This window comes from Lysobacter sp. HA35 (genome assembly GCF_054061195.1).
In genome coordinates this window covers 1,469,178-1,493,886 of record NZ_JBSSDY010000001.1, presented here as the reverse complement: position 1 = coordinate 1,493,886, position 24,709 = coordinate 1,469,178, and the positions used below count along the sequence as shown (strand labels likewise).

The window sequence follows — 24,709 nt, the reverse complement described above, 5'->3', positions numbered from 1 at the left end:
TGTCCGGCCAGTCCACGACCTCCGGGCCGGCGATGGCGCGCACGCACCGACTCTTTACTGCTCTTCTCCTTTTCGCGTTCAGCACCGCCGTGCTGGCGCAACGCGTGGAGGGCGATCGCGCGCAGGCCGCGGGCGCCTACGCCGCCGAAGTCGTCGTCACCAACCAGGGTGACGCGCAGCGCAATAGCGGCTTCGCCCGCGGCCTGTTGCAGGTCCTGCAGCGAATGACCGGCGACCGCGCGGTCAACCAGCGCCCCGGCGTCGGCGACGAACTGCGCAACGCCAAGGCCTACGTCGACCATTACGACTATCGCCAGGACGAGGGCATCGGCCCGACGGGAGCGCCGACGTTCAACACGACGCTCATCGTCCAGTACGACGGCAAGAAGGTCGAAGAAGCGATCGCGACCCTCGGCCTGCCGATGTGGCCGCAGCCGCGTCCCAAGCCGGTGCTGTGGCTGGCGATCGACGACGGCTCGGGCCCGCGCCTGGTCGGCCTCGACAAGAGCAACGCGGCGCGACCGGTGCTGGATCGCGCCAAGCAGCGCGGTTATGCGCTCGGCCTGCCGTCCGGCAGTGCGGCGGAGCAGGCGCTGGTCGGCTCGATCTGGCGTGGTGACAGCGCGGCGATCGCGCGTGCATCGTCGAAGTACGCGCCGCCGATGCAGCTGATCGGCAAGCTGTACCGCACGGTCGCGGGTGGTTGGCAGGCCGAATGGACCTTCCTCGACAACGGCAAGCAGCTCGCGAAGTCGGCGACGTACGACCGCGACGCGCGGCGTGCGATGTCGGGCGGCGCGGACATCGCGGCCGACGCGCTGATCCGCAAGTACGCGCGACCGGGCAAGGCGCTCGGCCCGCCGGGCACGTACACGATCACGTTTACCGGCGTGAACAGCACCGACGACTTCATCCGCCTCGCGGCCTACCTCGAGCGGAATGCGGTGGTGAAGCGCGCGACGCCCGTCCGCGCAACGCCCGAGGGTCTCGTCTACGAGCTCGAACTCGTGAGCGGTGTCGCCGGGTTCTCCCGCATGGCCTCGCGTGACGGCGTGGTCGAAGCGGTCGACGACGGCGACGACAACGCGACGACGTTCCACCTGCGCTGATGGAGCACGCCCCGCCGCTGGAGGAGATCGCGCGGTTCCTGCGTCGCCTTCAGTGGGCCGCGGTCGTGGTTGCGGCGCTGTGGTTGCTCGGGTTGCTCGCGCCGGTGCTGACGCCGTTCGTCATCGCGGCGCTGCTGGGTTGGCTCGGCGATCCCGTCGCTGATCGGCTCGAAGCGCGTGGCATGTCACGTGGCGCCGCGGTCGGCATCGTCTTCAGCGTGATGACGCTGCTGTTCGTGCTCGTGCTGGTGCTCGTGCTGCCGATACTGCAGCGCCAGCTGTTCACGCTAATCGCGTCGCTGCCCGCTTACAGCGCGTGGATCGGTACGACGGCCGTGCCATGGTTCGAGGCGCATACGCGGATCGACGTCGGCCACTACCTCGACGTCGGCTATCTCACGCAGCTGGTGCGCGAGCACTGGCAGAGCGCGGGCGGCATCGCGGCGACCGTGCTCGGTTACGTCACGCGCTCCGGTTCGATGCTGCTTGGCATCATCGCGAACGCGGTGCTGGTGCCGGTGCTCGCGTTCTTCTTCCTGCGCGACTGGGATGCGCTTGTCGCCCGCTGCGCATCTCTGGTGCCGCCGCGACATCTCGCCGTGGTATCGCGTCTTGCGCGTGAGTCGGACGCCGTGCTCGGCGGTTTCCTGCGCGGCCAATTCCTGGTGATGCTGATCCTCGGTGTGATGTACGCGGTAGGGCTGGAGATCATCGGCCTCGACCTCGGCATCCTGATCGGCATGGTCGCGGGCATGCTGACGTTCGTTCCCTTCATGGGCCCGGTCAGCCTGCTGACGCTGGGCGGCATCGCCGCGCTGGTGCAGTTCGGCGACTGGCAGCATTTTGGTGGCGTGCTGGTGGTCTTCGCGGTCGGCCAGGTCATCGAAAGCTATTGGCTGACGCCGAAACTCGTCGGCAATCGCATCGGCCTTCATCCGATGGCGGTGATCTTCTCGGTGATCGCGGGCGGCCAGCTGTTCGGGTTCCTCGGGATGCTGCTGGCGTTGCCTGTCGCGGCAGTCGCCAACGTGCTGCTGCGCTATGCGCAGGAGCGCTACCGCGCGAGCAGGCTCTATGGCGCGGAGACGGCGCCGGTGATCATCGTGGACGGATCGGCACCGGAATCCGGCGCGCCCTGATGGCCACGTCGCGTCACGTGCCGCAGCTGCCGCTGGCGCTGCGGTCGCCGCCGGATCAGCGGCTCGAAACGTTTGTTGCGCCGCCTGACGGCGCGATTGCGCTGCTGACGGCCTGCGCATCGGGCGAGTCGAACGATTGGGTCTTCGTCAGCGGTCCCGTAGGCTGCGGCAAGACGCATCTGCTGCTCGGAAGCTGCGCGCAGGCGCTGGCGGATGCGCAGCGTCCGGCATATCTCTCGCTCGCGACCGCCGCCGGTCGATTGAGCGATGCCTTGCAGGCGTTCGAAGGTATGGATCTCCTCGCACTCGACGATCTCGATGCCATCGCAGGAAATCGCGACGACGAAGTCGCGCTGTTCGATTTCCACAATCGCGCACGTGCCAACGGCGCACGCGTCGTCTATGCCGCGACGGCACGTCCCGATGCGCTCGCGTTGGTACTGCCCGATCTGCGCTCGCGCCTCGGACAGTGCATCGGCATCGCGCTGACGCCGCTCGATGACGAGTCACGCCGCGAAGTGCTGCGGCAGCGTGCGCAACGCCGCGGCCTTGTCGTCGACGAGGCCGCCCTCGACTGGCTGATGCGCCGTGTCGGCCGTGACCTCGGCAGCCTGACGCAGTTGTTCGACCGCCTCGACCGCGCCGCGCTCGCCGCCCAGCGCCGGCTCACAGTTCCGTTCCTCCGCGAGGTTCTCGGCCGCGAATCGGACGTACGATCAGGCGACTGACGCCACGACGGACGTGCCATGACGCTGCGCCTCGATATCGCTCCCGCGCCTGAAACCGTCCGCGACTACGCGGAGGACGCCGTGCGCAATATGCAGAGCGTCTACGGCATTCGCTTGGACTATTCCGTTGCGTCGCTCGCGCATGTCGACCGCGTGCTCGCCGAATGGCGCGAGGCCGGTGCGCCGCTGGAGGCGATCAACAAGTCGCTTTACGCGTTCGGCAGTTACGCTGGCGAAGTGCTGCGCGAGCAGGAGCCGGGCCGCTGGACCGTGCCACCGGAAGCGCAGCACGGCAGCGTGGATTCGCTGTTCCTGTTCGTGCGCCTGTTCGATGGCCGCGAATGGCCGCCGATCGCGCGTGCCGTCGATACCTTTCTGAGTGCCGAGGCTACCGGCCTGCACGCATCTCTGACCGAACTGCTCGCGCTTTGATCGTCAGTCTGCGCGCAGCGATGCGTCGAGTTGTTGCAATCGCTCCGGCGTTCCGACATCCGTCCATGCGCCGCGATGATGTTCGCCGGTCACCTTGTCGACGCGCATTGCCGCGCGGAGCAGCGGCGCGAGTTTGAAGCGCGGCGGTTTTTCTGCAGCGCCCGGCATGTCGCCGATGATGGAACGCCAGTCGTCGAACAGGCCGCGTCGATACACGCCAACGCCCGAGAACGTGTAGCGCGGCACGCCCTCGTCGCGCACCATCCGGCCGTCGAGCGCGAAGTCGCCAGCGTCGTTGTGTGCGGGGTTGTCGACCAGCACGAGATGCGCGAGCCCGTCGGGATCGTGCGGCAAGCATGCGAAGTCGTAGTCGGTCCAGATGTCGCCGTTGACGACGATGAAGGGCTCGCCGTTCGGTGACAGGTCAGTCAGCGCATTCCACATGCCGCCGCCGGTTTCCAGCGGCACCGGGCCTTCGTCGATGCAGCGGATGCGCAGCCCCCACCGGCTGCCGTCGCCGAGCGCATCCGGGAATTTCTCTGCGAGCCAGCTCGTATTGACGATGACTTCGTCGACACCGATCGCCGCGAGTTTTTCCAGATGCCATGCGATCAGCGACTTGCCGCCGACTTCGAGCAGCGGCTTGGGTGTCGTCAGCGTGAGCGGACGCATGCGTTCGCCGAGACCTGCTGCAAGGACGAGCGCCTTCATGCGGCGAAGTGCGGACGCACGCGGCGTTCGATCACGCGCGCAAGCGGCGCGAGTTCCGGATAACGCGGCAACACGCCATCGAGATACGCGACGAAGCGCGGCGCGTCTTCGAGGTACTTCGGTTTGTGATCGCGGTGATTCAGCCGCGCGAAGATACCGAGCACTTTCAGGTGACGCTGCACGCCGATCAGGTCGGCGTCGCGACGGAAACGCTCGAACGCTGGCACCTGGAGGCCCGCCTCGGACGCGCGACGGTGGTAGTCGACGAGCCAGCCATCGACACGCGCTTCGGGCCAGCTCAGGAACGCATCCTTGAACAGGCTTAGCGCGTCGTAGGCGATCGGGCCGACCACCGCGTCCTGGAAATCCAGCACTGCAGGGCCGTTGCCTTCGTCGGTCGGCATCAGGTTGCGTGGCATGTAGTCGCGATGCACCAGCACTTTCGGCTGCGCGAGCGCCGCGTCGATCAGCACGCGATAGGCGGCGTCGAGGTTCTCGAGGTCGTCGCAGTCGAGTTCATGGCCGAGGTGACGCGTCAGGAACCATTCGTCGAACAAGCGCAGCTCGCGCGCAAGCAACGCTTCGTCGTAATGCGGAAGGTCGGCGGGTGGCGTGATGGCCTGCAGCTTGAGCAGCTGCGTCACTGCGTCGTCGAACAGCTCGTCGGCGTTCGTCTCGGCGATGACGTGAAGGTAGGTCTGCGCGCCGAGGTCTTCGAGCAGAAGGAAACCATTGTCGACGTCGCGCGACAGCACGCGCGGCACGCGCACGCCACCGGCTTCGAGCACGTCGCGCAACGCAAGCCAAGGCCGCACGTCTTCCTTGTCGGGCGGCGAGTCCATGACGATGCGCGTTGGCGATTCGCCCACCGTGCGCCAGTAACTGCGGAAGCCGGCGTCGGCCGATGCCGCGACCAGATCGATGTGGTCATGCCCGGTCGCGGACCGGGCCCAGTCGAGGCGCGCCTGTTCGCGCGCCGGGTTGCTGCTGGACGTCATGCGTTCTCCGCGCGGCAACGGCCGCGGCCGACAGGGTAGCCGGCACGGGCGGCGCGTTGAACGGCCGCTGCGGAAATCGCGACGGCCGCTCGGTGTTTCCGGCGGCCGTCGTTCGATCGATCAGGGCAGGCTGGTGTCGCCGACCGAGGCCAGCCACTCGTCGTCCGAGCCTTCCGCCACGCCTTCGAACAGGATGGTCGACAGGTAGCGCTCGCCGGTGTCGGGCAGCATCGTGAGGATGACGGAGCCTTCGGGCGCCGATTCGGCGACGCGCAGCGCGGCTGCGGCCGTCGCACCCGCGGAGATGCCGACGAAGATGCCTTCTTCGGCCGCGAGGCGACGCGCCGTGTCGCGCGCCAGGGTGTCGTCGATCTTGAGGATGTCGTCGGCGATCGAGCGGTCGAGCACGTCCGGAATGAAGTCTGGCGTCCAGCCCTGGATCTTGTGCGGCTGCCATTGATCGCCGGACAGCAGCGCGGCGCCCGCGGGTTCGGCGGCAATGACCTTGATGCCAGGACGCGCGAGCTTCAGCACCTGGCCCGCGCCGGTCATGGTGCCGCCGGTGCCCCAGCCGGTGACGAAGTAATCCAGCCGCTTGCCGGCGAAGTCGCGCAGGATTTCCGGGCCGGTGGTGTTGCGGTGGTAGGCCGGGTTCGCCTCGTTCTCGAACTGGCGCGCGAGGAACCAGCCGTGCTTCTCGGCGAGTTCCTTCGCCTTGCGCACCATGCCGGTGCCGCGCTCGGCGGCGGGCGTCAGGATGACTTTCGCGCCATACACGCGCATGAGCTTGCGGCGTTCGATCGAGAACGAGTCGGACATCACCGCGACGAACTTGTAGCCGCGCGCTGCCGCGACCATCGCCAGCGCGATGCCGGTATTGCCGGATGTCGCTTCGACGATGGTGTCGCCCGGCTTGATCAGCCCGCGCTGTTCGGCGTCGAGCACGATCGCCAGCGCAAGCCGGTCTTTCACCGAGCCGCCGGGATTGAACGATTCGACCTTCGCGTACAGCGCGACGTTCTTCGGCGCGATGCGGTTGAGGCGCACGATCGGCGTGCTGCCAACGGTGTCGAGAATGCTGTCGTAGAGGGCCATGGCTCGGGGTCGTGTGGGGATGGAGTAGGGTGCCGCCCGCGTGCTTCGCGTGGCGTGCCGCTGGTCGAATGCCGCGTTTCAGCGGCCGGCGCGGCGACAGCGGCTCATGCGGCCGCCTGCAGCCGCGTCGATGCTTCGCCGAGCGGCGGGGCGCCGAACCAGTGCAGCGTTGTCGCGAGCGCCGCGACGTCGCCGACGATGAGCAGCGCGGGCGATTTCACTGCGTGCATGTCGACGAGCGCGCCGAGGCAATCGAGCATGCCGGTGACGACGCGCTGCGTGGGGCGCGATCCGTTCTCGACGATGGCGATCGGCGTGGCCGCTGGAAGTCCATGCGCGATGAGGCTGGCCGATATACGCATCGACGCAGCGACGCCCATGTAGATCGCGAGCGTCTGTCTTGGCTTGGCGAGCACAGCCCAGTCCGGTTCGTCGCCACCATCCTTCGCATGCGCGGTGACGACGTGCAGCGACTGCGCGTGGTCGCGATGGGTGAGCGGAATGCCGGCATAGGCGGCGCAGGCGAGGGCCGCGGTGACACCGGGCACGACCTCGAAATCGATCCCTTGCGCTGCGAGTGCTTCAAGTTCCTCGCCGCCGCGTCCGAACACGAACGGGTCGCCGCCTTTGAGTCGCACGACCGTGCGACCCGCCTTCGCGTGTTCGACCATCAGTGCGTGGATGCGCGACTGCGTGTCGTCGTGCACGGTCGTCGCATTCGTTCCAGTGGCGTGCTTGCCGACGTCGATGAGTTCGGCGTCGCGGCGGACGCGCGCGAGGACGTCGGCGCCGACCAGCCGGTCATGCAGCACGACGTCGGCCTGTGCGAGCACGCGCAGAGCGCGCAGCGTCAGCAGTCCCGCATCGCCGGGGCCTGCGCCGACGAGGATGACGCGGCCGCGGCGCTGAGTCGGGGTGTCGGCAAGCAACGAGCGCAGCACGTCGCGCGCATCGCGATCGCGGCCGGCGCGCAGCAGGTCGGCGATTTCGCCGGCGATCACACGGTCGAAGAACGCGCGTCGTGCGCCGGTGTCGGGAAAACGAGCACGGATCACGCGGCGATATCGGGTGAGCAGCACCGCAAGGGACGACCAGCTTTCGTCGAGCTGCGCTTCGAGTGTTTCGCGCAGATGCCGCGCCAGCATCGGCGCGCCGCCACCGCTGGAGATCGCGACCTGCAGCGGTCCGCGCTCGACGCGGGCCGGCACCTGCACGGTCGAGAGTTCCGCATCGTCGACGACGTTCGCCCAGATGCGGCGGGCAGCGGCCGCGGCGGCGACTTCGCGATTGACGGTCGCGTCGTCCGTTGCCGCGACGACCAGCCACGCATCGTCGAGCCATGCGGGATCGAACGTGCCACGGACGTGCGTGATGCGCCCTGCGTCGGCCAGCGCGTGCAACGCCTCGATCAGATCCGGAGCGCCGACGACCACATCCGCGCCGGCGTCGAGCAACGCCGCGACCTTTCGACGCGCGACCACGCCTCCGCCCACCACGACGACGCGTCGGCCGCGCAGGTCGAGGAACAGCGGGAACAGCGGCGTGGAACCGGGTGTTGCGGACACGGTGATCTTCCGGCGAGCGAATGACCGCACCGTAGGCCGCGCCCGAGGCCGGCAGAAATGACCGCTCGCCACGCCGTCATTCCGCTGGGGCATGAGCGACTGGACACGCGGCCGATCGCCCGCTAGCGTAGGCATCGTTCTATCCGGATTGAGCGATGAATACGAAACGACCCGCCTGCCGCATGTGTCGCCACGCACGACAGCCGTCCGACGTCCTTCGCTCTCGACTTCCAGCACCGCCGCCATGACCCTCGCCCAGCTCCGTTATTTCGTCGCCATCGCCGACTCCGGCCTCAACATCACCGTCGCCGCCGAGCGCGTGCACGCCACGCAGCCGGGGCTGTCGAAGCAGTTGAAGCAGCTCGAGGACGAGCTCGGCTTCCTGCTGTTCTCCCGCAAGGGGCGCTCGCTGGACTCGATCACGCCGGCCGGGCAGCAGGTGCTGGCGCATGCGCGCCGGCTGCTCGCCGAAGCGACCAACATTCGCGCCTATGCCGCCAACGTGCGCGGTGACGCGCAGGGCCGGCTCGTCATCGCCACCACGCACACGCAGGCGCGCCACGTGCTGCCGGGCGCGATCGCGCGCGTGCGCACCGCGTATCCGCAGATGAGCGTGCACCTGCAGCCCAGCGGCGAAGGCGAAGTGCTCGAACTGCTTGCGCGCGGCGAGGCGGACGTTGCGGTGATCAGTACGTCGGGCGAAACCCCGGCGGGCGGCATCGCGGTGCCGCTGTTCCGTTGGAGCCGCGTGGTGCTGGTCCCGCGCGACCACGCGCTCGCATCGCAACAGGGCGCGCCCATGCTCGACACGCTGGCCGCGTTTCCGCTGGTGAGCTACGAGTCCTCGGTGCGGGCCGATTCGTCGCTGCGTCGCGCGTTCGCGCAGCAAGGGCTCGAGCCGCGCATCTCGATGACCGCGCGCGATGCGGACCTCATAAAAACGTACGTTCGCGCCGGCCTCGGCGTTGGCCTGCTCGCCGAGATGGCGGTGGGCGAGGATGACCTCGAATCGCTGGTCGCGCTGCCCGCACCCGACGTCGTGCCCGAATGCATCGCCTGGGCGCTGCTGCCGCGCGAACGCGTGCTGCGTGACTACACGCTGTCCTTGCTGACCGCCGTCGCGCCGCAACTCGATCGCACTGATCTGCGTCGCGCGGTCGCAGGCACCGACGAACCGCGCTGGCCCGAACCACCGAGCTGGAGCGCGTTGCGCAAGACCATCGCGGCATAGCGACGCGACGGCAACGTCGCCGCAGGCACAGTACGGCGGTCATTCGACGCAGGCGTGCCACATGAAATATCTGTGCCTGGCCTACGGCAATGGGGCCGAGTGGAACAAGCTCGAGCCGGCGGAGCAGGAGACGTTGCTTGCCGCCGATCAGCGCATCCGCGACCGTGGCGCGTTCATTTCGGCCGTGCACGACGATGTCACCACGGTGACCGCGTGGGACGGCACTGCGAAGACCGACGGCCCCGCATTCGCCATGTCGCGCCTACCGATGGCAGGTTTCTCGATCATCGAGGCGGACAGCCTCGACGAAGTCGTTCAGCTCGTCGCGCAAACGCCGTGCGCGCGCGCGGGCGGCGCGATCGAGATCCGCCCGCTGATGGACACCTCATCGCACTGACGGCTACGCCGCGCGGCCTTCCGCGCCCCACGCTTCGTGCAACCCGCACTCGCGCTTGAGGCCGAAGAAGCGCGTGTCGTCCTCGCTCATGCCGGCTTCCAGCGGCCGCGTGGTGTGCACGTCACCGATCGACACATAACCCTCGTGCCACAGCGGGTGGTAGGGAAGGTCGTGCTGTTGCAGATGGCGGAAAACGTCGTAGTCGGACCAATCGGCGATCGGATGCAGCTTCCAGCGGCCGTCGCGCAACTCGAGGAAGTCGACGTGCTCGCGCGAGCGCGACTGGCTGCGACGCAGGCCTGCGATCCAGCAGCGCACGCCGAGGTCGCGCAACGCGCGCTGCATCGGCTCGACCTTGCGCAAGCGGTTGTATCGCTCGAGCCCATCCAGCCCCTGTTCCCATAGACGACCGAATCGCGCTTCCATCCATGCGATGCCGATCTGCGGACGCACCACGTGCAGGTTCAGCGAGAGACGTTGCGAGAGTTCGTCGACGAAGCGATACGTCTCCGGGAATAGATAGCCCGTGTCGACCAGGATTACAGGCAGGTCGGCACGCTGTTGCGTCGCGAGATGCAGGCTCACCGCCGCCTGCGCGCCGAAACTCGACGACAGCGCGTGCTCGCCCGACAGGTTTTCGAGAGACCAGGCGATGCGCTCCTGCGCGGTGCGCACGGCAAGCCAGTCGTTGAGTTCGGCGAGAGCGCGCGGCGACTCGGCGGCGGTTAGCGGATCGGGCGTACTCATGCCGCCACCTCCTGCAGCGTCACAGCGATCGGCCGCGGGACACCGACTACGCCGACACGTATGAGGAAGTCGCCGAAGCGTTCGCCGTCGAGGCGGTCGGCCGCATAACGCGCGAGCAGCGGATCGAGTGCTTCAACGATGCCGGCTTCGTCGACGTTCTCCCGATAGGTCGTGTTGAGGCGTTGTCCGCGATGATCGGCACCGAGCCGCAGCGCGTAGCGTCCGGGCGCTTTACCGACCAACGCGATCTCGCCCAGATACGGACGTGAGCATCCGTTCGGGCAGCCGCTGATGCGCACGTGGATGGGCGTGTCGCGCAGCCCGTGGCGGTCGAGCAGTGCATCGAAGGTGTCGAGGAAGGACGGCAGATAGCGTTCGGCTTCGGCCATCGCCAAGCCGCAGGTAGGAAGCGCGACGCACGCTAGGGCGGCGAGGCTCGACGGCGTGGCGCGAGCGTGTCCGTCGAGCCCATGTGCAGCGGCGATCGCTTCCACGCGTGCGCGATGCGCCACGTCGACGTTGGCGATCACCAGGTTCTGGTTCGGTGTCAACCGGATTTGCGCACCGTCGATCTCCTGCAGGAGCCGCGCGATTTCGCGAAGGCCGGTCTGTGACGCGACATCACGCGCGTCCTGCACGCCGCCGGACACGATCCGCAGCGTCAGATGCGCGCGGCCGTCGTGGCCTTCGACCCATCCGAAGCGGTCGCCGTTGTGGTCGAAGCGGAAAGGGCGCGCGAGAGCCAGCGCGAAGCCAGCACGACGCTCGACCTCGGTCTTGAACGCGTTCAGGCCGCGATCGTCGATGGTGTACTTCAGACGCGCGCGCTTGCGCAGCGTGCGATTACCCCAGTCACGTTGCGCGGTGACGACTGCGACGGCGAGTGCGATGACGTCCTGAGGCTCGACGAAGCCGATGACATCGCCGAGGCGCGGATATGTTTCCGCATCACCATGCGTCGCGCCCATGCCGCCGCCGACGCTGACGTTGTAGCCGGCGACGCGACCGTTCTCGACGATCGCGATGAAGCCGAGATCCTGCGCGAATACGTCGACGTCGTTGGTGGGCGGAATCGCGAAGCCGATCTTGAACTTGCGAGGCAGGTAAGTCTCGCCATAGATCGGGTCCTGCTCGGGCGTGCCGGCGATGCGCTCCTCGTCCAGCCAGATCTCGTGATAGGCGCGCGTATTCGGCAGCAGGTGCTCGGAGAGCGCGGCCGCCGTCGCGTACACGCCTGCATGCACGTCCGACTGCAGCGGATTTGCGGCGATCGCGACATTGCGGTTCACGTCGCCGCAGGCGGCCAGCGTGTCGATCAGCGCATCGTTGATCGCCTGCATCGTTGCCTTGAGCTCGCGCTTGACGATGCCGTGGAGCTGGATCGCCTGGCGCGTGGTGATGCGCAGGCCGCGCTCGGCATATGTGGAGGCGATCGCGTCGAGCTTCAGCCACTGCGAGGGCGTAATCACGCCGCCCGGCGTGCGCGTGCGGATCATGAACTGGTACGCCGGTTCGAGCTTCTGGCGACGACGCTCGTCACGCAGGTCGCGGTCGTCCTGCTGATAGCTGCCGTGGTACTTGATCAGCGTCTGGTCGTCGTCGGCGATCGCACCGGTGATCGGGTCCGCGAGGCTGTCAAGCAATGTGCCGCGCAGCGCGCGACTGTTCTTCTTGATGTCTTCGACCGAGTGCGCGGTCATGGTGTTCTCCGTAGGCATGTCGGGGCTGGCGTGCGTCAGCGTCGACAGCGCATTCGGAGGCGGGCACGCGTGCGGCGCATCAGTAGACGTCCCGCGCGTAGCGGCCTTCGGTCAACAACGTATCCAGCCATGCCCTGGCGTTGTCGACACCGCGACCGCCGTGCGTCGCGATGATGTCGATGAGCGTGGCATGCACGTCCTTCGACATCGCAAGGGCGCCGCACACATAGAGGTGCGCGCCGCTCTCGAGCCACGCGTAAACCTCGCGACCGTGCTCGCGCAGGCGGTGCTGCACGTAGACCTTATCGCGCTGGTCGCGGGAGAAGGCGACGTCGAGCCGATGCAGCGTGCCGCGCTTGAGTGCCTGCTGCCATTCGAGCTGGTAGAGGAAGTCGGTGCGCGCATGCGGTGCGCCGAACAGCAGCCAGTTGCGGCCTGTCGCGCCGAGGTGCGTACGGTGCTGCGCGAACCCGCGGAACGGCGCGACGCCCGTGCCGGGGCCAATCATCAGCACGTCGCGCGAGCCGTCTTTCGGCAGGCGGAAACGTTCGTTGCGTTCGACGAATACGCGTGCGATATCGCCATCGGCAAATCCTGCAAGCTGGTGCGATGCCGTGCCCCAGCGCGTGCGGCCGTCAACGTCGTACTCGACGTGCGCGACGGTGAGATGCGCCTCATCACCGACTTCGAGTGGCGAAGACGCGATCGAATAGAGACGTGGTGTCAGGGGGCGCAGCGCGGCGACGAGTTCGTTCGCTGACCATTCGCCGCGATGCGTCTGCAACAGATCGACGAACTGCGTCGATTCCAGCACGCTCGCGACGTACGAATCTTCAAGCGCGGCGAGCGAAGGCGAGCGCTCGGCGTGCCGCACAAGCAACGGCCGCGACAGCCGGGTGATCTCGCGCTCGCGCAGCAACCAGTCGCGCAGCGGCATCGTGCGACCCTTCAGCTCGACGTCTGTGTCGCTATCGAGCGCCAGCGTTTCGAGAATCTCCTCGACCAGCGCGGGCGAATTCGTCGGCCATACACCGAGCGCGTCGCCCGGCTCGTAGGTCAGACCCGAGCCTTCCAGCGACAGCTCGACATGTCGCACGTCGCGGACCGCGCCGCGCGCGGTGATGCGCTGGACGGTCAGCACCGGCGCGGCGAACGGCGCATCCCGATGGTGCGTCGGCGTGGCGTTCGGGCGGATTGGCCTGACGGTCGCGAGCGCAGGGGAGGGCGCGAGTTCACGTGTGGCGATGTGTGCCGCGTCGAGCCACGGCGTCGCGACCTCGTCGATATCCAGATCCGCATCACCGCGCGATACCCAACGCTGTGCGCCCAGTGCTTCGAGGCGCTCGTCCAACTGACGACCGATCGCGCAGAACTGCGGATAGCTCGAATCTCCAAGTCCCAACACGCCGAAACGCAGGTTCTCGAGTCGCGGCGCGCGCGGACCAAGCACATGCTCGACGAACGAACGCGAGTCGTCCGGCGGGTCGCCGTCGCCCTGCGTGCTGATGACGACGAGCAGCAGTGTTTCCGACTTCAGTTCGCGCAGCGGGTAGTCCGCGGCATTGACCAGCCGAACGTCCAGACCCGTATCGCCGAGCCGCGCGGTCACACGCTCGGCAGCGCGGCGCGCATTCCCCGTCTGGCTTCCGTAGATGATGGTCAGACGCTGCGCGTTAGCCGCAACGGCCTGCGGTGCCGGCAACGCATCGCCGTCTTGCGATCGCGCCAGCGCCGCCGCGTAGCCCGACAGCCACCACAGCGCATCGCGCCCGAGCCCGTCCGTCAGGCGGTCGAGCAGGTCGGCGCGGCCGTCGGGCAGCGGATGGGGAAGCAGAACGGCGGACATGGCGCGGCGTATGTCGTTGGGGTGCACAGGCTCGCGCTGGCGGCGTTCGCACGGAAAGGACGCGCCGGAATGTCCTCATGCCGCAGCGCACCTTCCGAGGCCACCACGGCGCACAGACACTGGCGCTCCGCTACTTCGCACACCGCCGTGACGCTCCTCACCCACGCATTCGGCCTCGACGCCGCCGCGCACCGCCATAATCGCCGGGTCCGTTCCGTCGCCGTGCCGCCGATGCCGCTGCCCACCCTGAGCCACCTGGACCGCCTGGAGGCCGAGAGCCTCCACATCCTGCGCGAGGTGGCGGCCGGCTTCCGCAATCCGGTGATGCTGTATTCGGTCGGCAAGGACAGCTCGGTGCTGCTGCACCTGCTGGTCAAGGCCTTCCATCCGGCACGCCCGCCGATCCCGCTTCTGCACGTCGACACGACGTGGAAGTTCCGCGAGATGATCGAGTTCCGCGATCGCCGCGCCGCCGAAACCGGCGTCGAGCTGCGCGTGCACACCAATCCCGACGGCATCGCGCAGGGTATCGGCCCGGTGTCGCATGGCGCGACGGTGCATACCGACGTCATGAAGACGCAGGCGCTGAAGCAGGCGCTGGACAAGTACCGTTTCGACGCCGCGATCGGCGGTGCACGCCGCGATGAGGAAAAGTCGCGCGCGAAGGAACGCGTGTTCTCGTTCCGCAATCGGCAGCATGCCTGGGACCCGAAGAACCAGCGCCCCGAGCTGTGGGACCTCTACAACACGCGCATCCAGTCGGGCGAATCGGTGCGCGTATTCCCGCTGTCGAACTGGACCGAGCTCGACATCTGGCTCTACATCTACCGCGAGAAGATCCCCGTGCCGTCGCTGTATTTCGCAGCCGAGCGTCCCGTCGTCGAACGCGATGGCGCGTTGATCATGGTGGACGACGAACGCTTCCCGTTGCTCGACGGTGAAACGCCGGCGATGCGTCGCGTGCGCTTCCGCACACTCGGCTGCTATCCGCTCACAGGCGCGATCCACTCCGACGCCGACACGCTGGAAAAGATCATCGCCGAGATGCTGGTCGCGACGACATCCGAACGGCAGGGCCGCGTGATCGACCAGGATCCGTCCGCATCGATGGAAAAGAAGAAGCGCGAGGGTTACTTCTGATGACGCGCATGGACGACGCGGCCGCGACGGTCGCCGCCTACCTCGCCGATCACGAGTCGCGCGGCCTGCTCCGTTTCATCACCTGCGGCAGCGTGGATGACGGCAAGAGCACGCTGATCGGGCGCCTGCTGCACGACACGCGCGGGCTGTTCGAAGACCAGCTTGCATCGCTCGCGTCGGACAGCCGTCGTCATGGCACGCAGGGCGAACGCGTCGACTACGCGCTTCTGCTCGACGGCCTTGAAGCCGAGCGCGAGCAGGGCATCACCATCGACGTCGCCTACCGGTTCTTCAGCACGGCGAAGCGCAAGTTCATCGTCGCCGACTGCCCGGGGCACGAGCAGTACACGCGCAACATGGCGACGGGTGCATCCACCGCCGACGCGGCGGTCGTGCTGGTCGACGCACGCAAAGGCCTGCTCACGCAGACGCGTCGCCACAGCTACATCGTTTCGCTGCTCGGCATCCGCCACGTGCTGCTGGCGGTGAACAAGATGGACCTGGTCGGCTACGACCGCGATACGTTCGAGCGCATCGCGGATGAATACCGCGAACTCGCCGCGTCGCTCGGCATCGCGAACGTCACCGCGGTGCCGCTGTCGGCGCTCGAAGGGGACAACCTGATCGCCCGCTCGCCGAACACGGCGTGGTACCAAGGTCCGTCGCTGCTCGAATTCCTCGAATCGGTTCCGGTGGATGCGCCGGCCAGCGATCTCGGCTTCCGCCTGCCCGTGCAGTGGGTGAATCGCCCGAACCAGGATTTCCGCGGCTTCGCAGGCACCGTCGCGGCGGGCGCAGTGAAACCGGGCGACGACGTCGTCGCGCTCCCGTCGGGACGTCGGTCGAAGGTCGCGCGCATCGTCACCGCGGACGGCGATCTCGACGGGGCCACGCACGGCCAAGCGATCACGCTCACGCTCGCCGACGAACTCGACATCAGTCGCGGCGACGTCATCGCCGCCGCGCACGACCCCAGCGAAGTCAGCGACCAGTTCGCCGCGCACGTGCTGTGGTTTGACGAACAACCGCTGCTGCCGGGTCGTCCGTACTGGCTGAAGATCGGCGCGCGCGAGGTCGGCGCGAGCGTCACCGAGATCAAGCACAAGGTCGACGTCAACACGCAGGAATCGCTTGCGGCCAAGCACCTCGAGATGAACGAGGTCGGGTACTGCAACTTGTATCTCGACACGCCGGTGCCGTTCGAGTCGTATGCGGACAGTCGCGAGCTCGGCGCGTTCATCCTGATCGACCGCCAGACGAATGCGACGGTCGCCGCCGGCACGATCGACTTCGCGCTGCGTCGCGCCGCGAACATCCACTGGCAGCACGTCGATGTCGACAAGGCCACGCGTGCGCGCCTCAAGGGTCAGACGCCGCGCTGCGTGTGGTTTACGGGTCTCTCCGGTTCGGGCAAGTCGACGATTGCCAACCTCGTCGAAAAGCGCCTGCTCGCGATGGGTCTGCACACGTACATTCTCGACGGTGACAACGTGCGCCACGGTCTCAACAAGGATCTCGGCTTCACGGCGGAGGATCGCGTCGAGAACATTCGCCGCGTCGCCGAAGTCGCGAAGCTGATGACCGACGCCGGCCTCATCGTGCTGGTGAGCTTCATCTCGCCGTTCCGCTCCGAGCGCCGACTTGCGCGCGAACTGTTCGACGACGGTGAGTTCGTCGAGGTGTTCGTCGACACGCCGCTGGACGTCGCCGAATCGCGCGACGTGAAAGGGCTCTACGCGAAGGCGCGCGCGGGAAAGATCCCGAACTTCACCGGCATCGATTCGCCATACGAGGCGCCGGAAAACGCCGAGCTGGTGCTGGACACCGTCAACGAGTCGTCGGAAACGCTCGCGGCCCGCGTGGTCGACGCGCTGCTGCGCTGAGCCTCAGCGCGCGATTCGGTCGCGAGGCCCGCGGCCTCGTCCGGTAATGCGCTGGTAGATCGCGATCAGCACGATCGCGCTGACGATGGCGACGACCCAGGCGATCGCGCCGCGGCCGGCCACCATCCCGCCGATCGCGGCGCCGGCGGCACCGATCAGGATGGTCATGATGAAACCCATCGGGTCGGGGCCCGGCTTCAGGAAACGCGCGAGCACACCGATGATCGCGCCGCCGATCAGGTAACCGAAGAAGCCGTGGAACATGGCGTCGCCTCCGTCAGGAGCGTCGATCGTCCATGCGGCCGTGTTGCCGCCGCGTGCAGGAAAGCCGGCCGCCGCGGTGTTGCGACGACCGGCGTTCAGGCGTCAGCAACAGCCGTGGTTACCGCGGTCTTCGCCGCCGGCGACTGCCGCGACGCCGACCGTCTCGCCGCGCTGCGACGCGAGGTGATGCTGGTGGATCACATGGGACACGCAGGCGGTGACGCGCTTGCCCATCGGGATGTGCAGGAACTCGTTCGGGCCATGCGCATTGCTATGCGGGCCAAGCACGCCGGTGATCATGAACTGCGCACCGGGGAACTTCTCGCCGAGCATGCCCATGAACGGAATGCTGCCGCCTTCGCCCATGTACATGGCGGGCTGGCCGAAGTACGCGCGGCTCGATTCATCGATCGCGCGACCCAGCCATTCCGACATTGCCGGCGCGTTCCAGCCCGTGCTCGCCTTCTCGAGTTCCAGCGTCACCTGCGCGCCATACGGCGGGCTTTCGGTGAGCGCGTTTTCCAGCAGTTCGCCGGCGCGCTTGCCGTCGAGCGTCGGCGGAAGACGCAGCGACAGCTTCACCGCTGTGAACGGACGCAGCACGTTGCCGGCTGACGACAGCGAGGGCATGCCGTCGACGCCCGTCACCGACAGCGCCGGGCGCCAGGTGCGGTTGAGCACGAGTTCGGTGAGGTCGCTCGCCATCGGCGTCATGCCGTCGAGGAACGGAAACTTGTCGAACACGGCGGTATCGAGAACGCGCGCGGCTTCCTTCGCCTGCGCCATGCGCTCGGCCGGAACTTCGACATGCATGCCTTCGATGAGGATGCGGCCGGTGTCCTCGTCCTCGATGCGAGAGAGCAGGTCGCGCAGGATGCGGAAGCTCGACGGCACGATGCCCGACGCGTCGCCGGAATGGACGCCTTCGTGCAGCACGCGCACGGTGAGGTTGCCGCCGGCGAGGCCACGCAGCGACGTCGTGCACCAGAGCTGGTCGTAGTTGCCGCAGCCCGAGTCCAGGCAGACGACGAGCGACGGCATGCCGATGCGCGGGGCGAGGTGGTCGACGTAGGCGGGCAGGTCATAGCTGCCGGATTCCTCGCAGGCTTCGATCAGGATCACGCAGCGCGAATGCGCCAGGCCCTGTTCGCGCAACGCCATGATCGCGGTGAGCGAACCGAAGATCGCGTAGCCGTCGTCGGCGCCGCCGCGGCCGTACAGGCGGTCGCCCTTGATGACCGGTGTCCACGGGCCGAGGTCGTCGTCCCAGCCCGTCATCTCGGGCTGCTTGTCCATGTGGCCGTAGAGCAGGATCGGATCCTCGTCGCTGCCACCGTTCGCGGCCGGCACATCGACATAGATCAGCGGCGTGCGGCCTTCGAGGCGCACCACTTCCAGATGCACGCCTTCGATGGCCTGCGCGCGGGCCCATTGCTCCATCTGGGCGATGGCCTGGTCGATGTAGCCGTTGGCGACCCAGTCGGCGTCGAACATGGGCGACTTGCAGGGAATGCGGATGTAGTCGACCAGCTGCGGGACGATCTCGTCGTCCCACTTCTTCGACACGAATGCTTCGACGCGGCGGGCGTCCATGGAGGCCTCGGGGGAGGGGAAAAGCGGGCCGATCATTCTAGCGCCCGCGGTGTCTCGGACTTTTCCTACCCCACGGCACGGAGAATCCTGCACTCCGCGGGGCAAACGGCCGATCGGCCGGGACGGGCGCGACCGGGAGACTGTCCTCACCGGCCGACACGGCCACTTACCGACAGGGATCACGTCATGAACCTCGCCCGCCTCCTCAAGACCCTCGCGCTTTCGCTCGCCCTCGCCAGCACCGCCGCCGCCGCGACCCCGGCTCCGCCCGCCCGCGTCCCGGCCCCCGCTCCGGCGGCCGCGGTCGAACGCGTCAACATCAATACCGCCGACGTCGCGACGCTCGACCGCGTGCTCGTCAACGTCGGCCCGGCCAAGGCGCAGGAAATCGTCGCCTACCGCACCACCAATGGCCCGTTCCGCACCATCGACCAGCTCGCGCTGGTGAAGGGCATCGGCCTCAAGACCATCGAGAAGAACCGCGACCGCATCGTGCTCGGCAACGTCCCGGCGCGTCCGGCCACCGCCGCGCGCACGCCGGCGCGCGCCGCCAGCCTGCAGCGCTGACCTGCCACACCGGTCGCAGGGAAGACGACTGGCAGGCTCGGACGCCTGACACACGGGGATGGACCCCGACAGGGATGTATACCGCCGGCGGGCAGGGAGCCCGCCGGCGGTTCCGTGCGTGTGGGCCCCGTCGGCATACTGGCGGGGCCGCACGCACGGACGTCCCATGCCCGCCCGATCCCGTGTCATCCCTTCGTACGAGTACCGCCGCACGCGCTGGCGCAACGGCACCGGCTGGACGCGCGAGATTCACGCCGAGCCGGGCATCGACGGGGCGGACTGGGACTGGCGCCTGTCCATCGCGGAGATCACCGCCGATGGCCCGTTCTCCACGTTACCGGGTGTCGACCGCGAGCTCGTTCTGCTTGCGGGCGAGGGCGTGCGGTTGCGGTTCGACGACGGCGTCGTCGCCGACGTGTTGCCGCCTTACGGGCGCCACCGTTTCGCAGGCGAAGTCGCGGTGCATGGCGAACTCGTCGACGGCCCGACGCACGACTTCAACCTGATGTGGCGACGCGAGCGCTACGCTGCCGAGTTGTGGCGGCGTCCGCTTGTGGGCGCGATGGTCGTATTCGCCGAGCCGCAGTCGACATGGATCGTGCACCAGCTCGCCGGACACACGCGTTTCGCCGACGGCAGCGGGTTGCCCGATCTCGCAATGGCAGACACCGCGATCCTGCAGGCCGGCGATGCGCGACTGCGCCACGTGCTCGACGGGGCAGGCGAAGCGCTGCTCATCCGCCTCACACCTGCCGACGCGCCGAGCGGCGCGGGTCTGTCCCTCGAAAGCGAGGACTGAGCGCGACGATTACGCCAGCGCGAGTGCGAGCGCCGCGACGAATACCAGCGTCGCAAGCCCCATCACGCTGAAGGCCATCTGCCGTGCGGTGCGGCCGCGCGCCCACATCCAGATGCCCGACACGCCGAGCAGGATCATGCCGATCGCGAAGCTGGTCTGCAGCACGCGCCAGAACAGTCCGCCACCGACGCCCTTGTGCAGACGGAGCAGTGCAGCGAGCGGCGACTGTTCGCTGCGCTTGAGCTCAGCCGTCGCGTTGCCGGGCACGTAATCGAACGTCCACGAATGTCGCGCGTTGCCACCCGTCAGCGACCACTTCGCGGGTTGCTGCACATCACGACCCTGCACGCGACCGCCCTCCGGCTTGCCGCCGCGCGTACCGGTGGCGTCGAGGTGATACGCCGTACGCAGCCACGCGGCGAGTGCCTTCGGATTCGCACGCGCGTCGGCAGGAACCGCAAGCGTCAGCGTGCCGACCTCGTTGGACTTGCCCTGCGGCAATGCGCTATCGCCCATGCGATTGGCGAGGAACAGCCCGGTGAATCCAAACAGCAGGGCGGCGAGCGCGCCCCATGCGCCGACCCACAGGTGGATCTGGCGAACCCAGCGATACGTGGTGTTGCGGGATGCGGTGCGCGGCTTGTTGGTGGTCGGCGTCATGGATTCGGGTCGTGGTCGGGGCAGGCGTCATCCGTGCGCCGCGAATGATGGGAAAGCGTGGTGCCGTCAGGTCTCGGCCCAGCGGCGGAGCAGGTTGTGATACACGCCGGTCAATCGCAATAGCGGTTCGCGCTCGGCGCCGGTGTCCGTCAGCGCCTGGATCGATGCATCGAGTTCGAACAGCGTGCGGCGCTGGCTGTCGTCGCGCACGAGGCTCTGCACCCAGAAGAACGATGCAAGACGTTCCCCGCGCGTCACCGGCGCAACGCGATGCAGGCTGCTCGACGGATACAGGATCAGATCGCCCGCCGGCAGCTTCACCTCGTGCTCGCCGTAGGTATCGCTGACGATCAGCTCGCCGCCGTCGTAATCGTCCGGCTCGTTGAGGAACAGCGTGCACGAAATATCGCTGCGGATCTGCTGCGCGCCGCTTGCCGCGTCGACCGCCATGATCGCGCCGTCGACATGGAAGCCGTATTCGCCACCACCGCGATAGCGATTGAAGCGCGGTGGAAAGATGCGCGCCGGTAACGCGCCGGCATGGAACAGCGGACTGCGTGACACCGCTTCGACGACCAGCGCGGAAAGGCGCTGCCGCAGTGGCGACGCATCCGGCAACTGCTCGTTGCGCTTGACCTGGGCGCCCTGCGGACCGACGGTCGCGCGGCCATCGGTCCAGTCGGCGTCCGCAAGCTGCTGGCGAATGTCCGCAAGCGTGTCGCTATCGAGAATGCCGGGCACGTGCAGCAGCATCGTCAGAACCTCACGTTGACGGTCAGCAGCGCCGAACGCGGCTGGCCGGGCGTGTAGCGATACCCGCTCTTGTTGATCGCCGCAACGTAGTCGCGATCGGTGAGGTTGTAGAGGTTGAGGCGGACGTCGAACGCGTCGTTGAACGCGTAGGTCGCCACGGCGTCGAAGACCCAGTAGTCGCCGACGAACGCCGGCGTGCCGATGGCGGCATCGGTGCCGCGCTTCATTTCGCCGTTGTAGCGCGCGCCGCCGCCGAGCGTCAGGCCGTTGTCGAAGCGGTATGTCGTCCACGCGGTGAACGCGTGGTCGGGCGTGTAGGCGAGCTGTTGCGAACCGTCGGCCGTGACATTGGGGCCGGCCGTGACCTGCGTGTCCATCGTCGTGAAACCCGTCGACACCCACCAGTTTTTGGTGAGCTGTCCGACCGCGCTCAATTCGATGCCGCGGACCCGCTTCTCGCCGTTCTGGTAGTACGCGTTCACCGACGGATCGAGCACGACTTCGTTCTCGATGCGCGTGTCGTAAAGCGCCGCCGTCAGCAGCAGCGCGTCACCCATCAGGTTCCACTTCGTGCCGAGTTCCGCGGTGCGCGCCTTCTGCGGGTCGTAGTTCGGATTGTTCGCGCTGTTGGCCGCGCCGCTCAGTTCCAGCGTCGAACCCCCTGGGGGCTGGTATGACAAGGCGTAGTTCGCGTAGATGCTCGAGTCTGGCGTCGGCTTGTAGAGCGCGCCGATTTTCCAGTTGAGCAGCGTGTCGGACGTCGTGGAGTCGAGATACGGCAGCACGGTGCCGACCGTCACGCCATTGCACGCCGGCGCATTCGATGTCGCCGTCACCGTAGCGATGCAGGCGCGTGCGTTGCGGTACGTCGCGTCGTAGCGATCGACGCGCAGGCCGCCATTGATCTGCCACTGCGTGCCGAAGCTGATCGTGTCGAACGCATAAGCGGCGACGGTGTTCACGCGACCGGAGCTGTCCGCACCGTTGTGCTCGGCGATGAGCCCGCTGACGTTGGCATCCGGGTTGTACAGATTCGCCGCGGGCCACGCGGTGTTCGCACGTGGCGCGATGCCGCGCTGATCCAGCGTTTCGTGGACGAATTCGACACCGGTGCTCAGGTCGTGGCGCACGAAACCTTCGCCGAAGTGTGTCACCAGGCTGGTCTGGTTGGTGACGATCGAATTGACCTGGTCCTTGAACGTGGGATTGCTGCGCGCGAGCGTCCACGTCGACGGATCGGCCGGGTTCGCCGTCTTGAGATTCGCCGCGGTCGCGGTGAACGACGTCAGCATGTAGTCCTGGGACGTACGGCCCCAGCGCGTGATGTTGCGCAGCTGCGCGCCGCTGTCGGTCATGTGCTCGAACCGCAGCGTCGCCATGTCGGCGGTCACGTGGTCGAAATCGGCCGTGGTGCCGTAGAAGTTCGACGAATCGACAGGCGCTGCGTACGAGAGGAACGGCCGCGTCGCGTCGGGCGTCGAATAACCCGGCAGCCCGACCGTGGGCACCCAGCCGTCGGGAATGTTGTCCTGCTTCACGTGCAGCACGTCGAGATGCGTGCGCGTCGGGCCATCCAGCCCGAAACCCAGCGACGCCGCGACGCCCCATCGGCTGTTGTTGATGCGATCGCGGCCCGGCACGTCGCTGTCCTGCGCCATCAGGTTCACGCGCAGCGCGGAGCCTTCGCCGATGCGGTGATTGACGTCGGCAACGCCGCGCAACTGATTGTCGGTGCCGATCGAGACCGACGCGCTGTCGGCGTCGCGCAGGTTCGCGCGCCTGGTGACGAGGTTGATCGAGCCGGTCGGCGAACTGCGGCCCGTATCGGTTCCGGCCGGACCCTTCGTCACTTCGATCTGGTCGATGTTGAAGACGTCGCGGCTCACCGCGCCGAGGTCGCGCACGCCATCGACGAAGATGTTGCCGGACGTGTCGAACCCGCGCAGGTAGATCGCGTCGCCCGTGCTCGTGTTGCCGTTTTCGCCGGCGTAGAACGTGCCGACGCCCGGACTGTTGCGCAGCGCGTCGGTGAGAGACGTCGCCGCCCTGCTCGTTGAACAGGTCGCTGCCAATGACGTTGACGGTCTGCGTGGTGTCGACCAGCGTCTGTGTGAACTTCGCTGAGCTCGACTCGCCGGCGTAGCTCTTGGTGCGCGCGCCGTAGACCTTGACCCGGTCGAGCGTCTGCTTGTCGTCGTCTGCCGGGCTGGCCGCGACTGCCCCGAACGATGCGCCGAGCGCGAGGCCGGCGAGCAGGGTGGCGCCGATGGACCGGCTGCGGTGCGCGTCCGGGTGCGGGGCGTGCTTGCGACTCCTGATGTACGTCATGGGATCCGGCTGTAGCGAAGGGCAGCCGTGGCGCCAAGGCGACCGGCCGTGGCGCTATTGAAACGCAATTAAGAATGATTCGCAATTACAAAATCGACGAATCAGCTCCGACGGAAGCGGCCGTCCTCAGGAACACGTGCTGTTTTCAGCGGTCGTCGCGAGTCCAGACCACGCCGTCGACGACTTCGACGGGGAACTTGGTCACCGGCAGATACGCCGGGCCGCACAGCGCGCGGCCGCTGCGCAGGTCGAACCGCGCGCCGTGCAGCACGCACTCGACGAGGCCTTCGTCCGCATCGACCGGGCCCGCCGACAGCTCGTAGTCCTCGTGCGTGCACTGGTCGAGCAGGGCGTAGAAGTCGCCCTCGAGGTTCACGACCAGGATCGGAGTGTCACCGTCCCAGACGACGCGGTGTTCCCCCGGAAGGATCTCGCCGGTCGTGCCGACGCGCGCCCAGCCGTCCATGCTCAGGCGCGGGACAAGGCGCGAGCGGGTGCGCGCTTTTCGAGGACCTCGAAACGCAGGTCGTCGCGGCGCGGTTGGCCGAAGCGCTCGTCGCCGTACGGGAACGGCTTCTTGACGCCAGTGCGCCGGTAACCGCGGCGCTCGTAGAACGCGATGAGCTCGGCGCGCACGTCGATCACCGTCATGCACATGGCCGGCAGGTGCCAATGGTTGAAGACGAGGCGTTCCGCGCGCGCGAGCAACTGTTTGCCGACGCCGCCGCCCTGAAGCGTGGGACGCACGGAAAACATGCCGAAATAACCGTTGCCGTCCTCCTGCGCGACGTGCGCACAGGCGACGAGTTCGCGCGTGGCGGCATCGATCGCAAGCAGGATCACGCTGTCGGGCCGCGCGATGCTCGCGCGTACGTCGTCGGCGTCGGTTCGCTGGCCATCGAGCAGATCGGCTTCGGTGGTCCAGCCAACACGGCTGTCGTCGCCGCGATAGGCCGATTCGACAAGCGCGACGATCGCATCGATGTCGCGCGGCGTGGCATTGCGAAAGCGGAGGTCGGTCATC

Annotated in this window: 23 protein-coding genes and 1 pseudogene; 10 read left to right on the top strand and 14 right to left on the bottom strand. The window is 67.6% G+C overall.

All coding sequences use genetic code 11. From position 1 onward, the window contains the following. Nucleotides 1–89 precede the first annotated feature (89 nt). From ACVWZN_RS07280 to ACVWZN_RS07265, 4 genes are read left to right on the top strand one after another with little or no spacing between them, the layout of a single operon-like run. A complete protein-coding gene (locus ACVWZN_RS07280) occupies nucleotides 90–1,109 on the top strand; it encodes a DUF2066 domain-containing protein (protein ID WP_456953230.1) in 1,020 nt (339 codons plus the stop codon). Further along, a complete protein-coding gene (locus tag ACVWZN_RS07275) occupies nucleotides 1,109–2,248 on the top strand; it encodes an AI-2E family transporter (RefSeq protein WP_456953229.1) in 1,140 nt (379 codons plus the stop codon). Before ACVWZN_RS07280 ends, ACVWZN_RS07275 begins: the two co-directional genes overlap by 1 nt. Continuing rightward, entirely contained in the window at nucleotides 2,248–2,976 is a 729-nt protein-coding gene (gene hda / locus ACVWZN_RS07270; RefSeq protein WP_456953228.1) for a DnaA regulatory inactivator Hda, read from the top strand. The genes ACVWZN_RS07275 and hda overlap by 1 nt, the downstream gene beginning before the upstream one ends. 18 nt (nucleotides 2,977–2,994) lie before the next feature. Continuing rightward, nucleotides 2,995–3,408 (top strand): hypothetical protein, encoded by a 414-nt coding sequence (locus ACVWZN_RS07265; RefSeq protein WP_456953227.1) that lies wholly within the window; start codon nucleotides 2,995–2,997, stop codon nucleotides 3,406–3,408. Between the two features lie 3 nt (nucleotides 3,409–3,411). Here ACVWZN_RS07265 and murU read toward each other — a convergent pair whose 3' ends face one another. The 4 genes from murU to cysG all read right to left on the bottom strand — a co-directional run bounded on the left by murU (nucleotide 3,412) and on the right by cysG (nucleotide 7,777). After that, nucleotides 3,412–4,119, bottom strand: coding sequence for an N-acetylmuramate alpha-1-phosphate uridylyltransferase MurU (murU, locus tag ACVWZN_RS07260; RefSeq protein ID WP_456953226.1), 708 nt, complete (start codon nucleotides 4,117–4,119; stop codon nucleotides 3,412–3,414). Beyond that, nucleotides 4,116–5,117 (bottom strand): aminoglycoside phosphotransferase family protein, encoded by a 1,002-nt coding sequence (locus tag ACVWZN_RS07255; protein WP_456953225.1) that lies wholly within the window; start codon nucleotides 5,115–5,117, stop codon nucleotides 4,116–4,118. The genes murU and ACVWZN_RS07255 overlap by 4 nt, the downstream gene beginning before the upstream one ends. A 120-nt stretch (nucleotides 5,118–5,237) precedes the next feature. Next, nucleotides 5,238–6,212: a cysteine synthase A gene (gene cysK / locus ACVWZN_RS07250; protein ID WP_456953224.1), complete on the bottom strand. Its 975-nt coding sequence runs from the start codon at nucleotides 6,210–6,212 to the stop codon at nucleotides 5,238–5,240. A gap of 104 nt (nucleotides 6,213–6,316) precedes the next feature. Continuing rightward, nucleotides 6,317–7,777, bottom strand: coding sequence for a siroheme synthase CysG (cysG, locus tag ACVWZN_RS07245; RefSeq protein ID WP_456953223.1), 1,461 nt, complete (start codon nucleotides 7,775–7,777; stop codon nucleotides 6,317–6,319). Nucleotides 7,778–8,021: 244 nt separating this feature from the next. Here cysG and ACVWZN_RS07240 point away from each other — a divergent pair, with 244 nt between their 5' ends. Both ACVWZN_RS07240 and ACVWZN_RS07235 read left to right on the top strand, forming a co-directional pair. After that, a complete protein-coding gene (locus ACVWZN_RS07240) occupies nucleotides 8,022–9,008 on the top strand; it encodes a LysR family transcriptional regulator (RefSeq protein ID WP_456953222.1) in 987 nt (328 codons plus the stop codon). A gap of 61 nt (nucleotides 9,009–9,069) precedes the next feature. Further along, on the top strand, nucleotides 9,070–9,405 hold the full coding sequence (locus ACVWZN_RS07235; RefSeq protein ID WP_456953221.1) for a YciI family protein: 336 nt from the start codon (nucleotides 9,070–9,072) through the stop codon (nucleotides 9,403–9,405). Between the two features lie 3 nt (nucleotides 9,406–9,408). On the opposite strand, the gene ACVWZN_RS07230 is transcribed toward ACVWZN_RS07235, so the two are convergent. The 3 genes from ACVWZN_RS07230 to ACVWZN_RS07220 all read right to left on the bottom strand — a co-directional run bounded on the left by ACVWZN_RS07230 (nucleotide 9,409) and on the right by ACVWZN_RS07220 (nucleotide 13,698). Further along, a complete protein-coding gene (locus tag ACVWZN_RS07230; protein WP_456953220.1) occupies nucleotides 9,409–10,152 on the bottom strand; it encodes a phosphoadenylyl-sulfate reductase in 744 nt (247 codons plus the stop codon). Next, on the bottom strand, nucleotides 10,149–11,870 hold the full coding sequence (gene cysI / locus ACVWZN_RS07225) for an assimilatory sulfite reductase (NADPH) hemoprotein subunit (RefSeq protein ID WP_456953219.1): 1,722 nt from the start codon (nucleotides 11,868–11,870) through the stop codon (nucleotides 10,149–10,151). Before cysI ends, ACVWZN_RS07230 begins: the two co-directional genes overlap by 4 nt. A gap of 61 nt (nucleotides 11,871–11,931) precedes the next feature. Next, the gene (locus ACVWZN_RS07220; RefSeq protein WP_456953218.1) at nucleotides 11,932–13,698 is read right to left on the bottom strand and encodes an assimilatory sulfite reductase (NADPH) flavoprotein subunit; all 1,767 of its coding nucleotides are present in this window, start codon (nucleotides 13,696–13,698) and stop codon (nucleotides 11,932–11,934) included. Between the two features lie 231 nt (nucleotides 13,699–13,929). Here ACVWZN_RS07220 and cysD point away from each other — a divergent pair, with 231 nt between their 5' ends. Next, the gene (cysD, locus tag ACVWZN_RS07215) at nucleotides 13,930–14,838 is read left to right on the top strand and encodes a sulfate adenylyltransferase subunit CysD (protein WP_456954731.1); all 909 of its coding nucleotides are present in this window, start codon (nucleotides 13,930–13,932) and stop codon (nucleotides 14,836–14,838) included. After that, nucleotides 14,838–16,721 (top strand): sulfate adenylyltransferase subunit CysN, encoded by a 1,884-nt coding sequence (gene cysN / locus ACVWZN_RS07210; RefSeq protein ID WP_456953217.1) that lies wholly within the window; start codon nucleotides 14,838–14,840, stop codon nucleotides 16,719–16,721. The genes cysD and cysN overlap by 1 nt, the downstream gene beginning before the upstream one ends. Before the next feature lie 3 nt (nucleotides 16,722–16,724). Here the strand turns inward: cysN and ACVWZN_RS07205 are convergent, their stop codons facing one another. Then, complete coding sequence (locus tag ACVWZN_RS07205; RefSeq protein WP_456953216.1) at nucleotides 16,725–16,985, bottom strand: GlsB/YeaQ/YmgE family stress response membrane protein; 261 nt, start codon at nucleotides 16,983–16,985, stop codon at nucleotides 16,725–16,727. Between the two features lie 102 nt (nucleotides 16,986–17,087). Next, nucleotides 17,088–18,578 (bottom strand): M20 family metallopeptidase, encoded by a 1,491-nt coding sequence (locus ACVWZN_RS07200; RefSeq protein ID WP_456953215.1) that lies wholly within the window; start codon nucleotides 18,576–18,578, stop codon nucleotides 17,088–17,090. Between the two features lie 186 nt (nucleotides 18,579–18,764). On the opposite strand from ACVWZN_RS07200, the gene ACVWZN_RS07195 reads away from it, so the two are divergent. After that, complete coding sequence (locus tag ACVWZN_RS07195) at nucleotides 18,765–19,145, top strand: ComEA family DNA-binding protein (RefSeq protein ID WP_456953214.1); 381 nt, start codon at nucleotides 18,765–18,767, stop codon at nucleotides 19,143–19,145. 166 nt (nucleotides 19,146–19,311) lie between these two features. After that, nucleotides 19,312–19,944: a HutD/Ves family protein gene (locus ACVWZN_RS07190; protein WP_456953213.1), complete on the top strand. Its 633-nt coding sequence runs from the start codon at nucleotides 19,312–19,314 to the stop codon at nucleotides 19,942–19,944. A 9-nt stretch (nucleotides 19,945–19,953) separates the two neighbouring features. Here the strand turns inward: ACVWZN_RS07190 and ACVWZN_RS07185 are convergent, their stop codons facing one another. The 5 genes and pseudogenes from ACVWZN_RS07185 to ACVWZN_RS07165 form a co-directional block, all read right to left on the bottom strand. Further along, nucleotides 19,954–20,604: a PepSY-associated TM helix domain-containing protein gene (locus tag ACVWZN_RS07185; RefSeq protein WP_456953212.1), complete on the bottom strand. Its 651-nt coding sequence runs from the start codon at nucleotides 20,602–20,604 to the stop codon at nucleotides 19,954–19,956. A gap of 66 nt (nucleotides 20,605–20,670) precedes the next feature. Then, nucleotides 20,671–21,357 carry a Fe2+-dependent dioxygenase gene (locus tag ACVWZN_RS07180; protein WP_456953211.1) on the bottom strand — a complete coding sequence of 229 codons (687 nt, stop codon included), beginning with the start codon at nucleotides 21,355–21,357 and terminating at the stop codon, nucleotides 20,671–20,673. 2 nt (nucleotides 21,358–21,359) lie between these two features. Then, nucleotides 21,360–23,685: pseudogene (locus tag ACVWZN_RS07175) on the bottom strand (catecholate siderophore receptor Fiu). A 145-nt stretch (nucleotides 23,686–23,830) separates the two neighbouring features. Next, nucleotides 23,831–24,151 (bottom strand): non-heme iron oxygenase ferredoxin subunit, encoded by a 321-nt coding sequence (locus ACVWZN_RS07170; protein WP_027083385.1) that lies wholly within the window; start codon nucleotides 24,149–24,151, stop codon nucleotides 23,831–23,833. Between the two features lie 2 nt (nucleotides 24,152–24,153). Beyond that, nucleotides 24,154–24,708, bottom strand: a complete 555-nt coding sequence (locus ACVWZN_RS07165) for a GNAT family N-acetyltransferase (RefSeq protein ID WP_456953210.1) — start codon at nucleotides 24,706–24,708, stop codon at nucleotides 24,154–24,156. Nucleotide 24,709: the final 1 nt, after the last annotated feature.